Source organism: Pseudomonas auratipiscis (genome assembly GCF_036324085.1).
Lineage (GTDB): Bacteria > Pseudomonadota > Gammaproteobacteria > Pseudomonadales > Pseudomonadaceae > Aquipseudomonas > Aquipseudomonas auratipiscis.
On the sequence record NZ_JAZDCU010000002.1, the window covers coordinates 308,135 to 329,331 of the forward strand.

Consider the following 21,197-nt stretch of genomic DNA (forward strand, 5'->3'; position numbering starts at 1 on the left):
AATGCTCCCCAGAGGTTAACCGCTTGTAGATGAAGGCGTGTAAATCAGCCTTCGATCTCGATCAGGATCTCGCCCGGGTTGACCCGGTCACCCTTGGCCACGTGAATGGCGGTGACCTTGCCGGCGATGGCCGCCTGGACTTCAGTCTCCATCTTCATCGCCTCGGTAATCAGTACCGGCTGGCCAGCCTTGACCATGTCACCTTCCTTGACCAGCACATCGACGATGTTGCCCGGCATGGTGGTGCTGACATGACCCGGTGCGCTGGCCTGCTTACGCTTGCTGCTCCCGCCGCCAACGAATTCATTGAGCGGCTCAAACACCACCTCTTCCGGCATGCCGTCAATGGACAGGTAGAAGTGACGCTTGCCTTCAGCCTTGACGCCAACCCCAGTGATATCAACGCGGTAGGTCTCACCGTGAACGTCGATAACGAATTCGGTTGGCACACCTTCACCACCGGCCGATGCCACCGCGCCGGCCTCAGGAATTGGCAGCAGCACTTCTGGGGTCAGGGTGCCGGCTTCACGCTCTTCGAGGAACTTGCGCCCGATATCCGGGAACATGGCGAACGTCAGCACGTCCTCTTCGGACTTGGCCAGGTTGCCGATATCGGCACGCAGCTTGGCCATTTCCGGCTTGAGCAGGTCTGCCGGACGCACATCGATAACGTCTTCACTACCGATGGCCTGGCGACGCAGATTCTCATCGACCACACCTGGCGCTTTGCCGTAGCCGCCTTGCAAGTACAGCTTTACTTCGTTGGTGATAGTCTTGTAACGCTCACCTGCCAACACGTTGAAGAACGCTTGGGTACCGACGATCTGCGAGGTTGGCGTAACCAGCGGTGGGAAACCCAGGTCTTCACGCACGCGCGGGATTTCAGCCAGCACTTCGCTCATGCGGTTGAGAGCGCCCTGCTCCTTGAGCTGGTTGGCCAGGTTGGAAATCATTCCGCCTGGAACCTGGTTTACTTGAACGCGGGTGTCGACAGAGGTGAACTCGCTTTCGAACTGGTGGTACTTCTTGCGCACGGCATAGAAGTACAGGCCGATTTCCTGCAGTAGCTCCAAGTCCAGGCCGGTGTCGAACTCGCTACCCTTGAGGGCGGCCACCATCGACTCGGTACCTGGATGGCTGGTGCCCCAGGCAAAGCTGGAGATGGCCGTGTCGATATGATCGGCACCATTCTCGATCGCTTTGAGCTGACACATGGCGGCCAGGCCAGCGGTGTCATGAGAGTGAACGAACACTGGCAGTGACTGCTCGGCTTTCAAAGCCTTGACCAATTCGCCGGTGGCATAAGGGGTCAGCAGGCCCGCCATGTCCTTGATCGCGACCGAATCGCACCCCATGGCTTCCATCTGCTTGGCCTGAGCGACGAAAGCGTCGATGGTGTGTACAGGGCTGGTGGTGTAGGCGATGGTGCCCTGGGCGTGCTTGCCGGCAGCCTTGACCGCTTCAATGGCCACGCGCAGGTTCCGCACGTCGTTCATGGCATCGAAGATACGGAACACATCGATACCGTTGACAGCGGCTTTAGCCACGAAGGCTTTGACCACGTCATCACTGTAGTGACGGTAGCCCAGCAGGTTCTGGCCGCGCAGCAGCATCTGCAGGCGAGTGTTAGGCAGCGCAGCACGAAGTTTGCGCAAACGCTCCCACGGATCTTCCTTGAGGAAACGCACGCAGGCGTCGAAAGTCGCCCCGCCCCAGACTTCCAGCGACCAGTAGCCGACTTTGTCGAGCTTGTCGCAGATCGGCAGCATGTCATCGGTACGCATGCGAGTGGCCAGCAGGGACTGGTGGGCGTCGCGCAGGATTGTGTCTGTAACAAAGATCTTCTTGGACATTATGGGTTTCCTCACAGGCCTGCGTGGGCGGCAATGGCGGCAGCGATGGCCAGGGCCAGCTCTTCGGGTTTGCGCTTGATCGAGTAGTTGGTCAGTTCCGGATGGCTTTCAACGAAGCTGGTATTGAACTGACCGCTGCGGAACTCCGGATTACGCAGGATTTCCTGGTAATAGGCGGCAGTGGTCTTCACCCCTTGCACGCGCATGTCATCCAGGGCGCGCAGGCCGCGGTCCATGGCTTCTTCCCAGGTCAATGCCCACACCACAAGTTTCAGGCACATGGAGTCGTAAAACGGTGGAATGGTATAGCCGGTATAGATCGCCGTATCGGTACGTACGCCGGGGCCGCCTGGGGCGTAGTAACGCGTGATCTTGCCGAAGCTGGGGAGGAAGTTGTTCTTTGGGTCTTCAGCATTGATCCGGAACTGCAGAGCAAAGCCGCGGTGCTGAATATCTTCCTGCTTGACCGACAGCGGCAGGCCCGAGGCAATACGAATTTGCTCGCGAACGATGTCGATACCGGTGATTTCCTCGGTGATGGTGTGCTCCACCTGCACCCGGGTGTTCATTTCCATGAAGTACACTTCGCCTTCGGCGAGCAGGAACTCCACGGTGCCGGCGTTCTCATACCCCACGGCCTTGGCTGCGCGCACCGACAGGTCGCCAATATAGGCACGCTGTTCCGGGGTCAGTTGCGGGCTGGGGGCAATTTCGATCAGCTTCTGGTTGCGACGCTGAATCGAGCAGTCGCGCTCGAACAGATGCACAACATTACCGAAGCTGTCGCCAAGAATCTGGGCTTCGATGTGCTTGGGGTTGACGATGCATTTTTCCAGGAAGACTTCCGCCGAACCAAAAGCCTTGGTCGCCTCGGAAATCACCCGTGGGAATGCTTGTTCCAGTTCTTCGCGGCTGTTGCAGCGACGAATACCGCGGCCGCCGCCGCCGGAGGTTGCCTTGAGCATGACCGGGTAACCAATGCGGTCACCTTCCTCAAGTGCTTCGTGGATGTCCGCGACGTTGCCTTCTGTGCCTGGCGTTACCGGCACACCGGCCTTGATCATGCTGCGGCGAGCTTCAGTCTTGTCACCCATGCGACGAATGACTTCCGCTGCCGGGCCGATGAACTTAATACCACGCTCAGCGCAGATGTCCGCAAGTTCAGCGTTCTCCGACAGAAAGCCATAACCGGGATGCAATGCATCACATCCGGTTTCCACTGCCAGGTTCACCAGCTTGCGCGGGTTCAAGTAGCCAGCCAGGGGCTCAGCACCAATGCTGTGCGCCTCATCAGCACGTTTGACGTGCAAGGCGTGGCGGTCGGCGTCGGAGTAGATCGCCACGGAGCGAATGCCCATCTCGGCGCAAGCACGCACGATCCGAACTGCAATTTCACCCCTGTTGGCGATCAGGATTTTTTTTATCACTGGAGTATTCCCAAGGCCGCTAGAACAAACGAGCCGGCGGTGCCGGTCGGCGCGTGACCAGTCGTCGCTGGCCAGTCGCATCTTTAACTTAGCGCTGTCTCTGGATAAACAAAAATCAATATTTATTAGGGTGTGCATTAGCAAAAGCTTATAGTGCTGTTACAGGGTTTTGCTGGAGCACCAGGAAAAATGCGTAAGTCATTGATGCGTATGACATTGCGTCAATTGCAGATCTTCAATGAGGTCTGTGATTTGCGTTCGTACAGTCGCGCAGCTGCAGAGATGAATTTGACGCAACCCGCCGTTAGTCTACAAATCCGCCAGCTCGAAGAACTGGTGGGGCAGCCCTTGTTCGAGTACGTCGGAAAAAAGCTCTATTTGACCGAGGCAGCAGAAGCGCTTCAACGCGCTAGCCGCGATATATTCGGCCGCCTCGAAAGCCTCGATATGCAGCTTTCCGACATGCAGGGCTCACTACAAGGGCAACTGAAGCTTGCGGTGGAGTCGAGCGCCAAGTACTTCGTCCCGCACTTGTTTGCCGCCTTCAAGCGCATGCATCCTGAGGTTAACCTGACACTCAACGTGGTCAACCGTGCCCAGGCTATCCGCCGCCTCTCGGACAACCGGGACGACTTGATCATCATGTCCATGGTGCCACAGGACATGGGCCTCGAATTCCTGCCATTCCTCAACAATCCAATCGTCGCCGTCGCCCCTCCCGACCACCCACTGTGCAAGCTGGAAAACCTGCGCCTGCAGGATCTGGAGCCGCATACTCTACTGGTTCGCGAGCAAGGCTCGGGAACACGCAAGGCCTGCGAGGAGTACTTCAAGGAAAAGCGCGTGCACTTCGCCCAGACCCTGGAGGTGGCTTCGACCGATGCCCAGCGCGAGTGCGTAATTGCAGGCCTGGGCATTGCCCTGCTGACTCGCCATGCGCTTAACCTGGAGTTGGCTACCGGCGTACTACGGGAGCTACCCGTTGAAGAGCTGCCGCTTTATCGCAGTTGGTGCGTGGTGCAGGCCAAGGCAAAACGGCAATCACCGGTGGCCTTGGCCTTTCTAGCATTCATTCGCAGCGAACGTGCGCAAATCAGCACACTTGTTGAGCGTTTTTCGGGGACTCTGCCGCAGATACCTGCCACAGGTTAATCGCCTTCAACTCCGGGTAGTCGGCGATTTCCTGGAGCAGGCGACGCTGCTCGGAGTAACTTTCAATCGCGCGGCGAAACTCCATGCGGCGCTGATCTTTCTCCTGTTGCTTGCGGGACTTGGCGCTGGGCTGATACGAGCCATCGAATTCACGAGCCATTGCATATCTCCCTGATCGAGTGCGGGAGTTTCAGCCTGACCTCGCGGCATTACGGTTTGGCGGCGTGCCAATGACAAATCGATGAACCCGAAGAGCCAGGGTAAATCCGTATCAGTCGTCCATTGCCTTGATCGACTTGGGCGACAAACGCAGGCTGCGCAAGCTGCGCTTAACGCTCTTGAGGTGATTGACCAAGCTTGGGCCACGCGCCATGGCCACGCCCATGGCGAGCACATCGATCACCACCAAGTGCGCAATACGCGACGTCAGAGGAGTATAGATTTCGGTATCTTCGTGCACGTCGATGGCCAGATTGACCGTCGACAATTCAGCCAGAGGCGTCTGACTAGGGCACAGTGTAATCAACGTGGCCCCGCTCTCACGCACCAGGTTGGCCGTAATCAGCAAGTCCTTCGAGCGACCCGACTGGGAAATACAGATAGCTACATCGCCAGGCTTGAGCGTTACCGCCGACATCGCCTGCATGTGCGGGTCGGAGTAAGCTGCCGCCGTAAGCAGCAGGCGGAAAAACTTGTGCTGGGCGTCCGCCGCTACCGCACCGGAAGCGCCAAAGCCGTAGAACTCGACGCGCTGGGCCTGGGCCATGGCGGACACTGCCCGCTGCAGGGCCTGGGGATCGAGATGCTCGCGCACTTCCATCAGGGTGTGCAGTGTAGTGTCGAAAATCTTAAGGCTATAGTCGGCGACCGAGTCGTCTTCATGAATGGCAAACTGGCCAAAACTGGCGCCGGCCGCCAGGCTTTGTGCCAGCTTGAGCTTGAGATCCTGGAACCCTGAGCAACCAATGGCGCGACAAAAACGTACGATGGTCGGCTCGCTGATTCCAACGCTGTGGGCAAGATCGGCCATGGAGCTGTGCATGACGGCTGCTGGATCCAGCAGCACATGATCGGCAACCTTGAGTTCCGATTTGCGTAGCAGATGGCGCGACTGGGCGATGTGTTGCAACAGATTCAAGGGCAGGACTCGGTTATGATCGACTGACCGGGTTGTAGCTTTCTTGTAGTTATACTACATGACCGGCGACCCGCCCAGCTAAACGAACTGTGAGAGTAGTGATTTGACTATCCCGTGCGACATCATGGTGTTCGGCGGCACCGGTGACCTGGCCCTGCATAAGCTACTTCCGGCGCTCTATCACCTGTATCGCGAGGGCCGTCTCCATATTGCCGTACGCATCATTGCCCTGGCCCGGCGCAACCTGCCACGCAGCGAATACCTGAAGCTGGTGGAACGCCACTGTCGCGCGCAAATTGCCCGCAATGACTTCGATGAAGATGTCTGGGCACGCTTTTGCGCGCGTCTGGACTACTTCTCCATGGATGCCGCCCAAAGCGCCGACTTTGGCCGTCTGGCGCGGTTTCTTGGCGAAGCCGGCGGCTTGACTCGCGTTTACTACCTCGCTACTGCCCCGAACCTGTTCGTACCCATCGCCAACCATCTGAAAGTGTCGGGTCTGGCCGATAATGAGGCGCGCATCGTTCTGGAAAAGCCTATCGGCCACTCGCTGGAATCGGCCACGGCTATCAACCAGGCCATCGGCGCAGTTTTCGATGAGTCACAGGTTTTTCGAATCGACCACTACTTGGGCAAGGAAACCGTGCAGAACCTCATGGCGCTGCGCTTTGCCAATGCCCTGCTCGAACCGGTATGGCGTAACAGCCAGATCGATCATGTTCAGATCAGCGTCTGCGAAACGCTCGGCGTGGAAAATCGCGGCGCCTATTACGACCGTGCCGGCGCCACCCGCGACATGCTGCAGAACCACCTACTACAGCTACTTTGCCTCGTCGCAATGGAGCCACCCGCGCAGTTCGAAGCCGAGGCTGTGCGTGATGAAAAGGTAAAGATCCTGCGAGCGCTGAAGCCGATCTGCGGTCAGGACGTGCAAGACAAAACCGTACGCGGCCAATACGGTGCGGGCAAGATCGGCGGGCAAGAGGTTCCTGCGTACTACTTCGAGAAAGATGTCGATAACGACAGTGATACCGAAACGTTCGTCGCCGTTGAAGCCCATATAGAAAACTGGCGCTGGGCCGGCGTGCCCTTCTACCTGCGCACCGGCAAGCGTATGGGTAAGCGCTCCTCGCAGATTGTCATCCAGTTCAAACCCGTGCCTCATCGCCTGTTCGAGGGCGACCAGGCTAACCAGTTGCTGATCCAATTGCAGCCCGATGAGCGCATCAGCCTGCAAATGATGACCAAAACGCCCGGCAAGGGGATGCGCCTGGAGCCCGTCGAACTGAATTTGAACCTGGCGCAGGTATTCGGCCAGACACGCCGATGGGATGCCTACGAGCGCTTGCTGCTGGATGTGCTCTCAGGCGACTCGACCCTATTCATGCGCCGTGATGAAGTCGAAGCGGCGTGGACCTGGATCGACCCAATCCTCAATGGCTGGCAGGAGCACTTTCAGGCCCCACGTCCTTATCCTGCCGGCGCCAACGGACCTGAGCAGGCTCATAGCCTGCTGGCACGCCAAAGCCGCGCCTGGCACGACTGAAGGTTTTCCTGCTGAATCTGACAGCCTCTATTGCTCGATGATGGACCTGCAATCCGCATTGCAAACCCTTTATCGAGGAATGAAAGATATGACTATCCAAAGCAAAGACTGGCATGCTCAATATGACCGCATGCCAAGTACTGAAGGCCCATGTTTTCGAGTCCACGGCACCGTAACCGTGAACAGCCCAGCAGTCACTCCAGTACTGCTCATGGCTCAGAAGTTAATGGTTATGAATGAACCTGAAGGCATCGACCTGGAACTGATACTCGAGCGAAAAGAAGGCACATTCCTTACGGTCGTTACCGAGAAACAGGTCACCTTCGAAATGCGTGAGAGCAACCGCGACATCACTTGCGTACGTGTGCATTACGAGGGTAACTTGCTGTGCACCATCAACGACATCGTGACCACATACTGATGTTCTCGTGGCAGGCCTTCATTTCTGAAAGGCCTGCTACTCCATGAAGCTCGCCATGCTTCGTCCGAGCAGGGCACTGAATGCAGCCGCGCCTACGGGCTTGCTGATCAAGTAGCCTTGCACTTCGTCACACCCCTGTTCACGCAGCAGGGTAAGCTGCTCCATCGTCTCCACGCCCTCGGCCACCACTTTAAGCTCCAGGCTCTTGGCCATTGCAATGATCGCCCGGGTTATGGCCGCATCTTCACTGCCTTCGTGCAGGCCACGTATAAAGGCCTGATCGATCTTTACGTAGTCCACCGGAAAGCGCTTGAGATAGCTGAGTGACGAATAACCGGTTCCAAAATCATCGATAGCCAGCTTTACGCCGAGCTCATGCAATTGCTCGAAGGTTGTAATGATGTGTTCGACGCTATCGAGCAGTTGGCTCTCGGTCAGTTCCAGTTCCAACAGATGCGGCTCCAGACCGCTCTCTTCCAAGACCTGACGGACCAGGCTGACCAATTTGCCCTGTCGCAACTGGTGCACCGACAGGTTCACCGAGACCCGAATCGGCGTCAAACCCTGGCGCTGCCATTCGCGGGCCTGCCAGCACGCCTGGCGCAGTACGAATTCGCCAATAGGCGCGATCAGACCTGTCTCCTCAGCAAGTCCGATAAATTCACTTGGCGGCACCATGCCCCATTGTGGGTGCTGCCAACGCACCAACGCCTCGGCCGCCAGTAGTCGCCCCTGACGCAAGCACAACTTGGGCTGGTAATAGACCAGCAGTTGTCGCTCCTCGATGGCTTTGCGCAAATGGTTCTCCAACTGCAGCCGCTCAAGTGTGCTGGCTCGAAGATTCTCGGTGTAGAACTGGAAGCTGTCGCCGCCCAGATGCTTGGCATGTTGCTTGGCCATATCTGCCTGGCTGACCAGAGCACCCACGTCGAAGGTGGCATCTGACAACAAACTGATGCCTACGGACGCACTGATCACCACCTCGTGGCCATCCAGACGCTGCGGCACACGTAATTTGTCGAGTAGACGCGTTGTGACCCTGACCAGACTGGAAAGGTTGTTATAGCCATCGAACAACACGGCAAACTCGTCACCCGACAAACGCGCCACGGTGTCGGCCTCGGGCACTGCATTGGCGATACGTCGGGCCATTTTCTTGAGCAACTGGTCCGCCAGCTCATGACCAAGACCTTCGTTGAGCAGCTTGAAACGATCCAGATCAATGTGCAGTAACGCCAGGCTCCGGCCATTAACGCGAACCCGCTGACCGGCATCGTGCAGGCGCAGGCGGAAAAGTGCTCGATTGGCAAGTCCCGTCAGTTCGTCGTAATGGGCCAGGTAACGCAGGCGCTCTTCCGACTCACGACGAGTCGATAGATCGGTAAAGAAACCCACAATGTTGCTGATGCTACCGCGAGCGTCGCGTACACCGTTCAATTGCAGCCACTGTGGGTACAGGTCTCCATTCTTGCGCGCTTCGACGAGCTCACCCTGCCAGCGCCCCTGCTGATCCAGCGCCTGTTCGATGGCGGCACTGTGCCGTCTTGCATCGCGGCTGCAGGGCAATTCCAAGGCATTGCGCGCAAGCAACTCTTCACGACAATAACCGGTGACTTCGCAATACGCCTGGTTGACCGCCAGCAATTCGAAATCAGGACCAAGAATGGCAATGCCTTCGCTGGCCGCCTCGAACACTGTTGCTGCCAGGCGCTGCTGTTCTTCCTGTGCCTTCTGCGCAGAAATATCGCGACGCGTACCTAGCATGCGCAAGACCTTGCCGTTGGCGTCGTGCTCCACCGCCTTGCCCCGGTCTTCGATCCAGCACCAGTGTCCGTGGCTATGGCGTATGCGGTACTCGACCCGGTAATCCTCGGTGCGACCCTTGAGATGCTCAACCAGTGTGCGTCGTAAAAGCGGCAGATCATCGGGGTGCAGACGAGGTTTGAGGTCGTTGCGTACACTGCGTACCTGGGCCTGTTCGAGGCCGAACAGCTCTCGAAGCTGGGTATGATGGATTTCATCTGTTTCCAGGTTCCAGTCCCACAAGCCCAGCTCGCTGGCCTCCAAGGCCAATGCCAGGCGCTGCTCACTCTTGCCTAGCGCTTGATTGGCCTGGTCCAACTCCAGCCCGCGCTGAGCTACCCGCGACTCCAATCCCGTCTGGGCCTCCCGCAGTTGCTCTTCTACCTGTCGTCGCTGTTCAACTTCGCCAGCCAGAGCCTGATTCAGACGCTCACTGCGCAACTGCACGGCCTGCAGATGTTCAATCAACGCCTGGTTCTGGAAGCGCTTGAGCAGGCCGCCTTCGATAAGCCGATTGACCTGCCAGGCGACTACCAGCAAGGCACCGAGCAAAATCAGGCCCAGCCAGCCCCAGCCTCGTTGTTGCTCATCGCCAGTGCAGAACAAAAAGACAATAGGAGGCAGCAAGCACGGCAAAGTGAAGCTGAGGAAGGCGGGCAGACTGACTGCGTAGGCGATGCTGGCGGACAACGTCGCCGCCCCGAGCAAGCCGAACACCCACGCCTGTTGCACAAAGTTATCCACAGGGACCAGGGCAATGGCTGCGCTGGCCAGGGTGAGTCCGCTGAAGGCCGAACCGAATAAAAACATTCGCCACCAGGCTGGCTTGGCCTGGCGCACCGGCATCGCGGAGTCAAACGCTGCGACCTGGATAACTCTGAGTGCTACCAACGCCATCAACCAGACTACCCAGACGCTGACCTGTAGGTAACGCGCCGGGCTCCACAGCATCCAGGCACAGACAAGTCCATTGAGCAGCATGAATAAAGTGGGCAGCAGCGAGCCTTGATAGAGCAGACGGGTGCGCTCTACCGCCAGTTGCGTAGCGAACTGTTTGCGAATGCTCCCGCGCGCGCCCAGCGGCACATCAACGGGGCTGGAACCAGATGTCATAGGCAGTGTTCTTGTAATGGTCAGCCCTAAACGTGCACGGAGCATACACAAGCAGACAGCCACGCCAAAATGCTCTGGATCATTATTTTGCTATCCGCCTTTGCGACGAAAAGCGCTCAAGCACGCAGGCCTTGGGCTACAGACCGATGACCGACTGGTCAGCGGCAACAAGTTTTTCTACTGTATATTTGCCCAAGGGTTGCTCGCGCCTCTAAAATGCTCGGATGCGCGATGATCTCTCTCTCCTGTTGAACTCTCTCAACGACGCCCAACGTCAGGCCGTAGCGGCCCCCGTCGGTCGTCAGTTGGTCCTGGCCGGTGCCGGCTCTGGCAAAACCCGGGTGCTGGTGCACCGTATCGCCTGGTTGATCCAGGTCGAGCAGGCCTCGCCACACTCGATTCTGTCGGTGACCTTCACCAACAAGGCCGCTGCCGAGATGCGCCAGCGTATCGAGCAACTGATGGGCATCAACCCAGCCGGCATGTGGGTAGGCACCTTCCACGGCCTGGCCCATCGTCTGCTGCGTGCACATTGGCAGGAAGCCGGCTTGAACCAGAACTTCCAGATCCTCGACAGCGATGACCAGCAACGACTGGTCAAGCGAGTCATCCGCGAACTGGGACTCGATGAGCAACGATGGCCAGCGCGCCAGGCTCAGTGGTTCATCAATGGGCAAAAAGACGAAGGGTTGCGACCACAGCACATCCAGGCCAGTGGTGATCTGTACCTGGGCACCATGCGTAGCATTTATGAAGCCTACGAAGCCGCGTGCCAACGTGCCGGCGTCATCGACTTCTCCGAACTGCTACTGCGCGCGCTGGATCTATGGCGCGACCACCCCGGCCTGCTCGAACACTATCAGAGGCGCTTCCGCCATGTGCTGGTGGACGAGTTCCAGGATACCAACGCCGTGCAGTACGCCTGGCTGCGCCTGCTCTGCAAAGGCGGTGACAGCCTGATGGTTGTCGGTGACGACGACCAATCCATTTATGGCTGGCGCGGCGCCAAGATCGAGAATATTCACCAGTACAGCGCCGACTTCCCCGACGCCGAAATGATCCGTCTGGAGCAGAACTATCGCTCTACCGCCGGGATCCTCAAGGCAGCCAACGCCCTGATTGCCAATAATAGCGATCGCCTGGGCAAAGAGCTGTGGACCGATGGTGGCGATGGCGAACCGTTGAGCCTCTACGCCGCCTTCAACGAACATGACGAAGCGCGCTATGTGGTCGAAACCATCGAAAGCGTGTTGAAGACGGGCCTGGCCCGCAGCAACATTGCCATCCTGTACCGCTCCAACGCCCAGTCCCGTGTACTTGAAGAGGCCTTGCTGCGCGAGCGTATCCCTTATCGCATTTATGGTGGTCAACGCTTCTTCGAGCGAGCCGAAATCAAGAATGCCATGGCCTACCTGCGTTTGCTCGAAGGACGCGGCAACGACGCCGCTCTCGAGCGGGTGATCAACGTTCCGCCACGGGGCATCGGTGAAAAAACCGTCGAGGCGATTCGCGACCACGCGCGGCATACCGAAGTGTCGATGTGGGAATCGATGAACCTGCTGGTCACCAACAAAGCCCTCAAAGGCCGCGCAGCAGGCGCCCTGGCGGCATTCATCGAGCTGATTGAGAACCTTGCCGCAAAAGTCATGGCAATGCCGCTGCACCTGATGACCCAGACCGTCATCGAGCAGTCCGGGCTGATCATTTATCACCAGGAAGAAAAAGGTGAGAAGGGGCAGGCACGAGTAGAAAACCTCGAGGAATTGGTCAGCGCCGCGCGCAACTTTGAAACCAGCGAAGAAGACGCCGAACTTTCCCCGCTGGCAGCCTTCCTTGGTCACGCGTCGTTGGAAGCCGGCGATGCCCAGGCCGACGAACATGAAGACAGCATTCAGCTGATGACCCTGCACAGCGCCAAAGGCCTGGAGTTTCCTCATGTCTTCCTGGTGGGCATGGAAGAGGGACTGTTCCCGCATAAAATGAGCCTGGAGGAACCAGGCCGCCTGGCAGAAGAACGTCGTCTAGCCTATGTCGGTATCACCCGCGCCATGCAGCAGTTGGTGATGACCTACGCCGAAACCCGACGCCTTTATGGCAGCGAAACCTACAACAAGGTCTCTCGTTTCGTACGCGAGATTCCGGCTGGGCTGATCCAGGAAGTGCGCTTGTCCAACAGCGTCAGCCGTCCTTTCGGCTCGGGACAACAGCAAAGCAGCAGCAGTTTGTTTGCCAATGCCAACATTCCGCAGACCGCCTTCAACCTCGGCCAGCGTGTGCAACACGCTGTTTTCGGCGAAGGTGTAATCCTCAACTTCGAAGGTTCCGGAGCCCAAGCACGGGTCCAGGTAAACTTCGCAGAAGGCAGCAAATGGCTGATGCTTGGCTATGCCAAGCTAGAAGCGCTGTAGAGGAAAGCCTGCTTAGGCAAAAGATGGAAACATCTTGGCTCTGGTCATGCGCGTTCCAACCTGTGCAACATGACGCGCGTGCAATCCACAAAACGGGAATACCCTTCTATGCAACGTTTTCTTAGCATCGCCCTGGCGTTGTGCATCGGCTTGACGATGAGCCTCGACGCGAACGCCAAACGCCTCGGTGGCGGCAAAAGCTCGGGCGCCGCGCCTATGCACCAAACTCGCCAGGCTGCGCCGACTACCCCAGCCGCCTCGCCAACCGCTCCAGGTCGCGCACCTGCAGCTGCCAGCGGTGCCTCGCGCTGGCTCGGTCCTCTGGCCGGTATCGCCGCCGGTGGCCTGCTGGCCTCGATGTTCATGGGCGATGGCTTCCAAGGCATGCAGATCTTCGACATCCTGATCATGGCTGTGATCGCATTCCTGGTGTTCCGCTTCATCGCCGCCCGTCGTCGCAAGCAGCAGCCACAAATGGCCGCCGCCGGTCACGCACCGTTCCAGCGCGAAGCTCACCAGCCTACTGCCCAGCCGTCGATCTTCGGCGGCTCCGCCGCACCTGCTGCTGCCGCCCGTCCGGTAATCAATGCACCAGCCTGGTTCAACGAACAGAACTTTCTGGCCGCTGCGCGCAATCACTTCCAGACGCTGCAACAGCACTGGGACGCCAACGAAATGGACAAGATTGCCGAGTTCGTCACCCCGCAGATGCTCCAGTTCCTCAAGCAGGAACGTGCTGATCTGGGCGACGGCTTCCAATCTACCTACATCGACAACCTCGACGTGCAACTTGAAGGCGTCGAAGACCGCGCCGACAAGACCATCGCCACCCTGACGTTCAGCGGTGTGTCGAAAACCTCACGCTTCGACCAAGGCGAACAGTTCAGCGAAAGTTGGAACATGGAACGCGCCCAAGGCGAGAACCAGCCTTGGCTGGTCGCAGGGATCCGCCAGAACGGCTGATCTTGAGGCATTGCACAAAAAACCCCGGGCTAGTCCCGGGGTTTTGCTTTTAGCGCGGTGGGCTACTAGGGTATAACGCGCAGCGTGTCGTAAAGGTTAGAGGATAGAACCGTGGAAGAAGTCATCGAACAGCTCCGAGAAGCCAACGAACCGGTACCGGTGCCGCTTGAGTTGCCTGACGAAGACCAGTTGGTCGAAATCGAAGAACAGTTGTTCATTAATATTCCGTTCGTCTTCAAGGAGTTCCTGCTGACGGTCAGCGATGTGGTCTATGGCAGCCTGGAGCCCGTGACAGTCACCGATCCGCAGTCACACACCTATTTGCCAGAAGTAGCCGCTACGGCCTGGGACATGGGCGTTCCGCGTGAGTTGATCCCAATCTGTCAGGATGGCGACGACTACTACTGTGTCGAGGAAGATGGCACCGTGGTGTTCTGGTCGGGCGAAGAAGAGCTCGTCACTGAGGAAAGCTGGGAATCGGTCTGGCACTGGGCTCGGGATGTCTGGCTTGAAAGCTGAATGAGAAATATCCTCATAAATTAATGGCCGTTTGCCATTAATGTTCGTAGAATCGCCATGCCTTCCTGTGCGTGGCGATTTCGTTACCGCTCCATCCCCTCGGACATTCGAGTCGTCTCGTGCAGGAAGCGTCCACTTCTAGTGGTTATTTTCCTGGTGGTTTTCCAGTGTTTCCAGCAACGCAATCTGCATGCGCGTATGCACGCGGATAAGCCAACGCCAGAGCAATGCCACGACCCCCGCCGCGACCACAACAATCAACACCAGCAATTCACTGGTGGGCAGAATGCTTGCCGAAAGTGCCGATAACAGCAGGAAGATCACCAGCAGCGACAGCAATGGGATTACCTCGGCAATCACCCGACGAACCCTTTGAGTATGACGGCCGGCCATTTCTGGCTTGACGCCCATCTCCGCCAGCAGCATAGACAGCGCCTTGAGCTTGCGATAGGCAGCTATCAAAAATGGCAGCGACAGCAACAATGCGGCGCCCCAGATAAGCGCCTTCTGCTGGCCCACATCGCTAACCCATTCACCCAGGTATTCGCCGATACGCGCTGCGAAGTAACCGCCACTGAAAAATATCGCCACCACCAAGGCCAGGTTTACCCCCACCTGCAACAGGATGCGCCTGATCATCGACGCCAGTAACGCACCCTCGCCGTGTGGCTGAATACTGCGCAGCCACTCCCCATACAGCGACAGCACTCGCGCCAGGGGGCGCGGAACCACCTTGGCAAGCTTCAGCGACAATGGGTCGGCGCCACGGATGAGGTAGGGTGTGAGCAGCGTGGTAATAGCCGACACGGCAACCGCCACCGGATACAGAAAGTCACTGGTGACCTGCAAGGTCATGCCTAACGCTGCAATGATGAATGAGAACTCGCCAATTTGAGAAAGGCCCATGCCCACACGTAGCGAGGTACGCCCATCGTTGCCAGCGATAAAAGCCCCCATGCCACAGGAAAGCATCTTGCCCAACACCACGGCCACGGTAATGACCACGATCGGCCAGGCATATTCGACCAGCACCTGAGGGTCGATCATCATGCCGATGGCGACAAAGAAAATAGCGCTGAACAAGTCGCGAACCGGTTCGATCAACCGTTCGATCTTAATCAATTGACGCGACTCAGCCATGATCGCACCGATCAGGAACGCACCCAGCACCATGCTGTATTCGAGTTTCACGACCAGCAGGCAGAAGCCGAAACATAGTCCCAATACGGTGATAAGTAGCATTTCATTGCTTTCGAATCGGGCGACATAAGCCAGCAGGCGCGGCACCAGCAAAATGCCGATAACCAACGCCACAATCATGAACAGCGATAGCTTGCCGACCGTGGAGAATACTTCGCCGGAGCTGACCGAACCGCTGACAGCGATCCCTGAAAGCAAAGCAATGATACCGATGCCGAGGATGTCTTCGACGATCAGCACACCAAAGATCAGTTGTGCGAAGCGCTCGTTCTTCATCTTCAGATCGTTGAGCGCTTTGACAATGATGGTGGTCGAGGAAATCGCCAGGATGGCGCCCAGGAACAATGAGTCCATGGTGCTCCAGCCAAACCAGCGGCCGATCTCGAAGCCGATCCAGATCATCAGCACGATTTCCAGGAACGCCGCGATGAACGCCGTGGCACCCACTTTGAAGAGCTTTCGCAGGCTGAACTCGAGCCCCAGGCAGAACATCAGGAAAATCACCCCAAGCTCGGCAAGCGTCTTGATGGTGTCTTCGTCGTGAATCAATCCGAAAGGTGGGGTATGCGGGCCGATAATAAAGCCGGCGACGACATAACCCAGTACGACCGGCTGCTTGAAGCGGTGAAACAGGATGGTCACCACGCCGGCAACCAACATGATCACCGCCAGGTCCTGGATGAAGCTGATGGCATGCACGGCGTGGTACTCCTTACCTTGGGACCATGGACACAACGCAACTCCTGCACGTGGATCGAGTTGCGGGTACATAATGATTTAATACAGAACGCCCATTTTGCATGGGCTTATTCAGGTTAACACCGCCACCTGTCGCGAAAAACCGATGCAATAAGTGGTAACAGATCGACCAATTCAACGCCGTGTATGGCACTAATAGCGTGACGGCAAGGCCGCTGTCAGCGTCCCGTCTTTTAATGGGAATCGAAATAGGGGAAAGAAGCGTGAATACCAGTCGCCACCCCGCCTCAGCGCAACCTCACCGTGAGCACACTATGGAACCTGGAAACGCCCAGCTGTCGATGACCGTCCTGATGACCCCGGACAAGGCCAATTTTTCTGGCAACGTTCATGGCGGTACGCTGCTCAAATACCTGGATGAAGTGGCTTACGCTTGTGCCAGCCGCTATGCCGGTCGCTATGTGGTAACCCTGTCGGTAGACCAGGTGGTCTTTCGTGAGCCGGTACATGTCGGTGAGCTGGTGACCTTTCTGGCCTCGGTCAACTACACCGGCAATACCTCGATGGAAGTTGGCATTAAAGTCGTCACTGAAAACATCCGCGAACGTTCAGTGCGACATAGCAACAGCTGCTTTTTTACCATGGTTGCCGTCGATGACGACCGCAAGCCGGTGGCAGTTCCACCGCGTCAGCCGGAAACCAGTGAAGAGAAGCGCCGCTTCCTGCAAGGCAAGCAGCGCCGATTGATCCGCCAGGAGCTGGAAAAGCGTTACCAGGAACTCAAGGGCGACACGCTTTAATAGCCGAGAAGTTGCGCTTCAAAGCGCACACGTGGATGCACGATGCGATCCTGGGCCCGCACCAGCTCAAGTTCATAGCTGGCGCAGGCCTGGGTTTCCAACAGCACCTCGTGCACCGCTGCTGCCGCGAACTCGAACGCTGCCAACCAGCTGTCGCCCAGCAACAGCCGCGCCAGGAACAGCCCTGAAGTCAGATCGCCGACGCCCACGGGTTGTCGCGGGAACGCCAACAGCGGCCGACGCAGGTGCCAACTGCCTTGCGCAGTAACCAGCAGCATCTCGAAATCATCAGCGCCCCGTCCAGGGTAGACCAGGTGTTTGACCAGCACCGCTTTCGGTCCGCGCGCCAGCAAGCTGCGAGCCATTACCACGCAATCTTCCAGCGATGTAGGCCGGCGATCGCAAAAGCTGTCCAGTTCCAGCTGGTTTGGGCACAACACATCAGCGACTGCCACTGCTTCTTCGAGCAAAAAGCTGCTGACTTCCGCCGGAACGATGCAGCCTTTTTCCGGATGCCCCATCACCGGATCACAGAGATAGATGGCCTTCGGGTTAGCCGCCTTGATTCGCGCCACCCCACTGAGAATAGCTCGTCCTTGTTCGGCACTGCCCAAATAGCCGGACAGCACTGCATCGCAGTTGCCCAACTCTCCTATCGCTGCAATCCCCTCTACCAGTGCGGGAATTTGAGCTGGCGCAAGCACTTCTCCCGTCCACTGGCCATACTGAGTGTGGTTGGAGAACTGTACGGTGTTCAGAGGCCATACATTCACACCGACCCGCTGCATCGGAAACACTGCCGCGCCATTGCCGGCATGGCCGAAAACTACATGGGACTGAATGGCAAGCAGGTGCGGCGTACGTTTCATGCAAGGCTTCCGAAGCAATTAGATGAAATTCAAGGCGTGCAGTATGGCGCCAACAGCCACCTGTACGACAGACCAGGGAGGCAGTTAAGCTTGGCATAATTCGTTGGAGCATTCGCAAATGTTGACCCTGGGTAATCTCTCCGTGCTGATGTTGCTGGCCACCGCCGGCGCCTGGCTATGGCACAACCACGGATTGCGTGAAAAGGCCTTGGAAAGGGTCAAGCAGCATTGCGCAAAACTTGATCTGGAGTTGCTCGACGGCAACGTTGCGCTAAAGCGAATTGGCTTTGTCCGCGACGCCAACGGCCGCAAGCGCTTGGCTCGTGTGTATAACTTCGAATTTACCGTTACCGGCGAACAGCGCCATCCGGGCACCGTCACCCAATTCGGTGCACACAGCATGCAGATAGAACTGGCGCCCTACCCGTTTGAAATCAAACCTGCGCAGCAAGCCGACAACGTCATCGAAATGAATCAGTGGCGCCAGGACCATAACCGCTGGCGCAACTAGACCAGGCAAGCCTGCATAGCCTGCTGAAGCCTGTCGCCATCTTGAGACTGAGCAAATATCAGCTCGATACGTGAGTCCCGCCGCCATTCACTGAACTGCCATTGCAGAGGGCTTTCCCCCTGCAAAGCATTTATCGACTGCCAACCTTCAGGGCTGTGGATAACAAGTTTCGCCCGGCGCCAGGCGAAACTGCGCAGAAACTGTTCGATGCGCGAGCGGTCAAACACCTGCTGTGGATGCCAACGCCAGCCGATACTCCAACCTTCTGCTGCATTCTGAATCTCAAAGATCGGCGTGCCAGAAGTTATCCACAGGGTTGGCAGAGGCCCGGATCCATTGGGCAAAACAAGATTCTCCACAGCGGGGGTGGTCCCATCCTCGAGCACTTGGCTGGGTAACGCCATGAGCGGCAGACGACCCTGATCGGTCCAGAAAATGGGCTTGTCTGGAAGCTGAGAACTTATCCACAGGCGCTGTTCCTTAGTCAAATCCAGTGATTTGTTCAGAACCAGCAGGCCTGTACCGGCCAGGGCTTGCACCTGTGCCTCTGGCAAGGGTATGCGCTCAGCCAAGTGTTGCGCATCCAGCACCATGACAGCCGGCTGCACTGCCAACACCCCACGCCAAGGTGCCTGTCGAAGCTGTTCCAGCAACTGCAATGGATGTCCCAATCCGGAGGGCTCGATAAATAACCGATGCGGCTTGGCTTTGCGTAACAAACGGCCCAACCCAACCTGAAAGGGCGTGCCGTTGACGCAGCAAAGACAACCGCCCGCCACTTCTCCCATGGCAATACCCTGATCGTCGGTACTGAGCAGAGCTGCATCGAGACCTATCTGACCAAACTCGTTGATCAGTACCGCCCACCGTTCATTTGCAGGCCGTTGGCCTAGCAGGTGGCGAATGAGGCTGGTCTTGCCGGCTCCCAACGGACCGGCAATTACATGGGTGGGTATGTTCTGCAGCATTTGAAGATACAAGCCTGGAATTTTCGTCACTATGCCTTGAAATCATATCTACCAGTCAATACCTGAGCATGTGCGCTCAGGCCGCCTCCTCTTCGTACCAGGGGCCGAAAGGATCTGTCCATTGAGACCAACTCTCGATGCCCTCGGCCAACTCTGCGTCAGTTAGCAAACATGCGCTGAGCTGAGCCTTGAGTAGGGCAAAATCGATATTCTGGCCAATGAACACCAGTTCCTGACGGCAATCTCCACATTCCGCTACCCAATTCTTGTGAATCGCCGCAGCGCTTTGTTCATCCTCCGGCCATTGCTCGCGCGGCACAAAGCGCCACCAGCGCCCAGCATAGCCGTAGCGCATCACTCCACCGGCCTGCGACCAGCTACCGGCATCCTGGTGCTTGTTGGCCAGCCAGAAAAAGCCCTTCGAACGCAGCAACCGACCGTTGCGCCACGGACCGTTGATAAAGTCGAAAAAGCGCTGTGGATGCAGCGGCCGCCGTGCCTGCCAAGTACTGGCAGCGATGCCGTACTCTTCAGTTTCCGGTATATGCTCGCCGCGCATCTCCTTCAGCCAGCCCGGCGCCTGGGCGGCACGCTCGAAATCGAACAAACCCGTATTGAGTATCCACTCCAAAGGCACCTGGCCCATCACCATCGGCACAATCCGAGCGTTGCCGTTAAGGCTGCGCAAGATGGCACTAAGCTCTTCGCGCTCGTGACTACTGATCAAATCAATCTTGCTCACCAGAAGCACATCGGCAAACTCAACCTGCTCGATGAGCAGTTCGGTGATAGAGCGTTCATCGCCTTCACCCAAGGTCTCGCCACGGCTGCCCAAGCTTTCCGCTGCCTGATAGTCACGGAGAAAATTCACGCCATCAACAACGGTGACCATGGTATCCAGTCGTGCCTGATCCGCCAGGCTTCGGCCCTGTTCATCCCTGAAAGTGAATGTCTCGGCAACCGGCAGGGGTTCGGAAATGCCAGTGGACTCGATCAATAAATAATCAAAGCGACCTTCTCGTGCCAGTTGCCCAACCTCTTCGAGCAAATCCTCCCGCAAGGTGCAACAAATGCAACCATTGCTCATTTCCACGAGCTTTTCTTCGGCACGGTTAAGGGTGACATTTCGCTGCACCTCACTGGCATCGATGTTTATTTCGCTCATGTCGTTGACGATAACCGCGACCCGCAAGTTCTCACGGTTACGCAGGACATGGTTGAGCAGAGTGCTTTTTCCGGCGCCGAGAAAGCCGGAAAGCACGGTAACGGGAAGACGGTGGCGCATCATCAGGTCCTCATCAGAGCAAAGTGCATTCGAGCGATGCATTGCGTGATGTTATAGTATAACAATATAATCTTGCCAATCGACTTTGCTTCAACTCGACCCAAAGGCCCCGAGAAGGACGCCAGGAAATGAAATCGTTGCGTTTGTTCGCCGCGGCAGCAGCGATGCCGCTGTGTCTGTCAGTAGCTGATACCGAAGCGGCGCCAATGAGCGCGGGCCTCGCGCTGTGTACACGCAGCGCCACTTTGCTGGCGTGTGGCGACGCGCAGGGTAATTACTACAGCGTACGGACCGAAGGCAGCACAACCTATCTACGCGGCTACGAGGTGACGGGTAAGCGACTGTGGTCGCAGACCAACAGTCGATATGGACAACTAACCTTCTATACCGGACTGGCCAGCGACGGTGAAACCTGGGTGGGATACAGCCGCAAAGTTGGCTGGACCACCTTGAACCGAGTATCGAGCTCCGGTGGCCAACGCTTCAGCGTGCGCTGCAATCGACTGAGCGGCTGCGACTAAC

18 protein-coding genes are annotated in these 21,197 nt (G+C 57.5%); 9 read left to right on the top strand and 9 right to left on the bottom strand.

Annotated elements, in window-relative coordinates; genetic code table 11:
* Positions 1–44: 44 nt before the first annotated feature.
* Positions 45–1,853: a sodium-extruding oxaloacetate decarboxylase subunit alpha gene (gene oadA / locus V0R60_RS03895; protein ID WP_136478794.1), complete on the bottom strand. Its 1,809-nt coding sequence runs from the start codon at positions 1,851–1,853 to the stop codon at positions 45–47.
* Positions 1,854–1,864: 11 nt separating this feature from the next.
* Positions 1,865–3,280: an acetyl-CoA carboxylase biotin carboxylase subunit gene (locus V0R60_RS03900; protein WP_136478795.1), complete on the bottom strand. Its 1,416-nt coding sequence runs from the start codon at positions 3,278–3,280 to the stop codon at positions 1,865–1,867.
* Between the two features lie 189 nt (positions 3,281–3,469).
* Between V0R60_RS03900 and V0R60_RS03905 the strand changes: the two genes are divergently transcribed.
* A complete protein-coding gene (locus V0R60_RS03905) occupies positions 3,470–4,432 on the top strand; it encodes a LysR family transcriptional regulator (protein WP_136478796.1) in 963 nt (320 codons plus the stop codon).
* Here the strand turns inward: V0R60_RS03905 and V0R60_RS03910 are convergent.
* Together V0R60_RS03910 and hexR are read right to left on the bottom strand one after the other, a co-directional pair.
* Positions 4,374–4,592, bottom strand: coding sequence for a PA3496 family putative envelope integrity protein (locus tag V0R60_RS03910; protein WP_136478797.1), 219 nt, complete (start codon positions 4,590–4,592; stop codon positions 4,374–4,376). The two genes, V0R60_RS03905 and V0R60_RS03910, sit on opposite strands and share 59 nt — an antisense overlap.
* Positions 4,593–4,703: 111 nt before the next feature.
* Entirely contained in the window at positions 4,704–5,570 is an 867-nt protein-coding gene (gene hexR / locus V0R60_RS03915; protein ID WP_038616018.1) for a transcriptional regulator HexR, read from the bottom strand.
* Between the two features lie 103 nt (positions 5,571–5,673).
* On the opposite strand from hexR, the gene zwf reads away from it, so the two are divergent.
* Together zwf and V0R60_RS03925 are read left to right on the top strand one after the other, a co-directional pair.
* Positions 5,674–7,116 carry a glucose-6-phosphate dehydrogenase gene (zwf, locus tag V0R60_RS03920; RefSeq protein WP_136478798.1) on the top strand — a complete coding sequence of 481 codons (1,443 nt, stop codon included), beginning with the start codon at positions 5,674–5,676 and terminating at the stop codon, positions 7,114–7,116.
* 88 nt (positions 7,117–7,204) lie between these two features.
* Positions 7,205–7,537: a hypothetical protein gene (locus V0R60_RS03925; RefSeq protein ID WP_330078827.1), complete on the top strand. Its 333-nt coding sequence runs from the start codon at positions 7,205–7,207 to the stop codon at positions 7,535–7,537.
* A 36-nt stretch (positions 7,538–7,573) separates the two neighbouring features.
* Here the strand turns inward: V0R60_RS03925 and V0R60_RS03930 are convergent, their stop codons facing one another.
* Positions 7,574–10,453 carry an EAL domain-containing protein gene (locus tag V0R60_RS03930; protein WP_330078826.1) on the bottom strand — a complete coding sequence of 960 codons (2,880 nt, stop codon included), beginning with the start codon at positions 10,451–10,453 and terminating at the stop codon, positions 7,574–7,576.
* 224 nt (positions 10,454–10,677) lie between these two features.
* Between V0R60_RS03930 and uvrD the strand changes: the two genes are divergently transcribed.
* From uvrD to V0R60_RS03945, 3 genes are all read left to right on the top strand, one after another.
* The gene (gene uvrD / locus V0R60_RS03935; RefSeq protein WP_136478801.1) at positions 10,678–12,861 is read left to right on the top strand and encodes a DNA helicase II; all 2,184 of its coding nucleotides are present in this window, start codon (positions 10,678–10,680) and stop codon (positions 12,859–12,861) included.
* Positions 12,862–12,969: 108 nt separating this feature from the next.
* Positions 12,970–13,824 (top strand): Tim44 domain-containing protein, encoded by an 855-nt coding sequence (locus V0R60_RS03940; protein ID WP_136478802.1) that lies wholly within the window; start codon positions 12,970–12,972, stop codon positions 13,822–13,824.
* 111 nt (positions 13,825–13,935) lie between these two features.
* On the top strand, positions 13,936–14,343 hold the full coding sequence (locus V0R60_RS03945; protein WP_136478803.1) for an SMI1/KNR4 family protein: 408 nt from the start codon (positions 13,936–13,938) through the stop codon (positions 14,341–14,343).
* 138 nt (positions 14,344–14,481) lie between these two features.
* Here the strand turns inward: V0R60_RS03945 and V0R60_RS03950 are convergent, their stop codons facing one another.
* Positions 14,482–16,242, bottom strand: a complete 1,761-nt coding sequence (locus V0R60_RS03950) for a cation:proton antiporter (protein ID WP_136478804.1) — start codon at positions 16,240–16,242, stop codon at positions 14,482–14,484.
* 314 nt (positions 16,243–16,556) lie between these two features.
* Here V0R60_RS03950 and V0R60_RS03955 point away from each other — a divergent pair, with 314 nt between their 5' ends.
* Positions 16,557–17,042, top strand: coding sequence for an acyl-CoA thioesterase (locus V0R60_RS03955; protein ID WP_133213681.1), 486 nt, complete (start codon positions 16,557–16,559; stop codon positions 17,040–17,042).
* On the opposite strand, the gene pdxY is transcribed toward V0R60_RS03955, so the two are convergent.
* Complete coding sequence (pdxY, locus tag V0R60_RS03960) at positions 17,039–17,911, bottom strand: pyridoxal kinase PdxY (RefSeq protein ID WP_136478805.1); 873 nt, start codon at positions 17,909–17,911, stop codon at positions 17,039–17,041. The genes V0R60_RS03955 and pdxY overlap by 4 nt on opposite strands.
* A 118-nt stretch (positions 17,912–18,029) precedes the next feature.
* Here pdxY and V0R60_RS03965 point away from each other — a divergent pair, with 118 nt between their 5' ends.
* Positions 18,030–18,422, top strand: a complete 393-nt coding sequence (locus V0R60_RS03965; protein WP_136478806.1) for a DUF3301 domain-containing protein — start codon at positions 18,030–18,032, stop codon at positions 18,420–18,422.
* On the opposite strand, the gene V0R60_RS03970 is transcribed toward V0R60_RS03965, so the two are convergent.
* Both V0R60_RS03970 and zigA read right to left on the bottom strand, forming a co-directional pair.
* On the bottom strand, positions 18,419–19,390 hold the full coding sequence (locus tag V0R60_RS03970) for a CobW family GTP-binding protein (protein WP_330078825.1): 972 nt from the start codon (positions 19,388–19,390) through the stop codon (positions 18,419–18,421). The genes V0R60_RS03965 and V0R60_RS03970 overlap by 4 nt on opposite strands.
* 76 nt (positions 19,391–19,466) lie before the next feature.
* Entirely contained in the window at positions 19,467–20,675 is a 1,209-nt protein-coding gene (zigA, locus tag V0R60_RS03975; RefSeq protein WP_330078920.1) for a zinc metallochaperone GTPase ZigA, read from the bottom strand.
* A 164-nt stretch (positions 20,676–20,839) separates the two neighbouring features.
* On the opposite strand from zigA, the gene V0R60_RS03980 reads away from it, so the two are divergent.
* Positions 20,840–21,196, top strand: a complete 357-nt coding sequence (locus V0R60_RS03980) for a glutamine synthetase (protein WP_136479053.1) — start codon at positions 20,840–20,842, stop codon at positions 21,194–21,196.
* The last annotated feature ends 1 nt before the right edge of the window (position 21,197 follow it).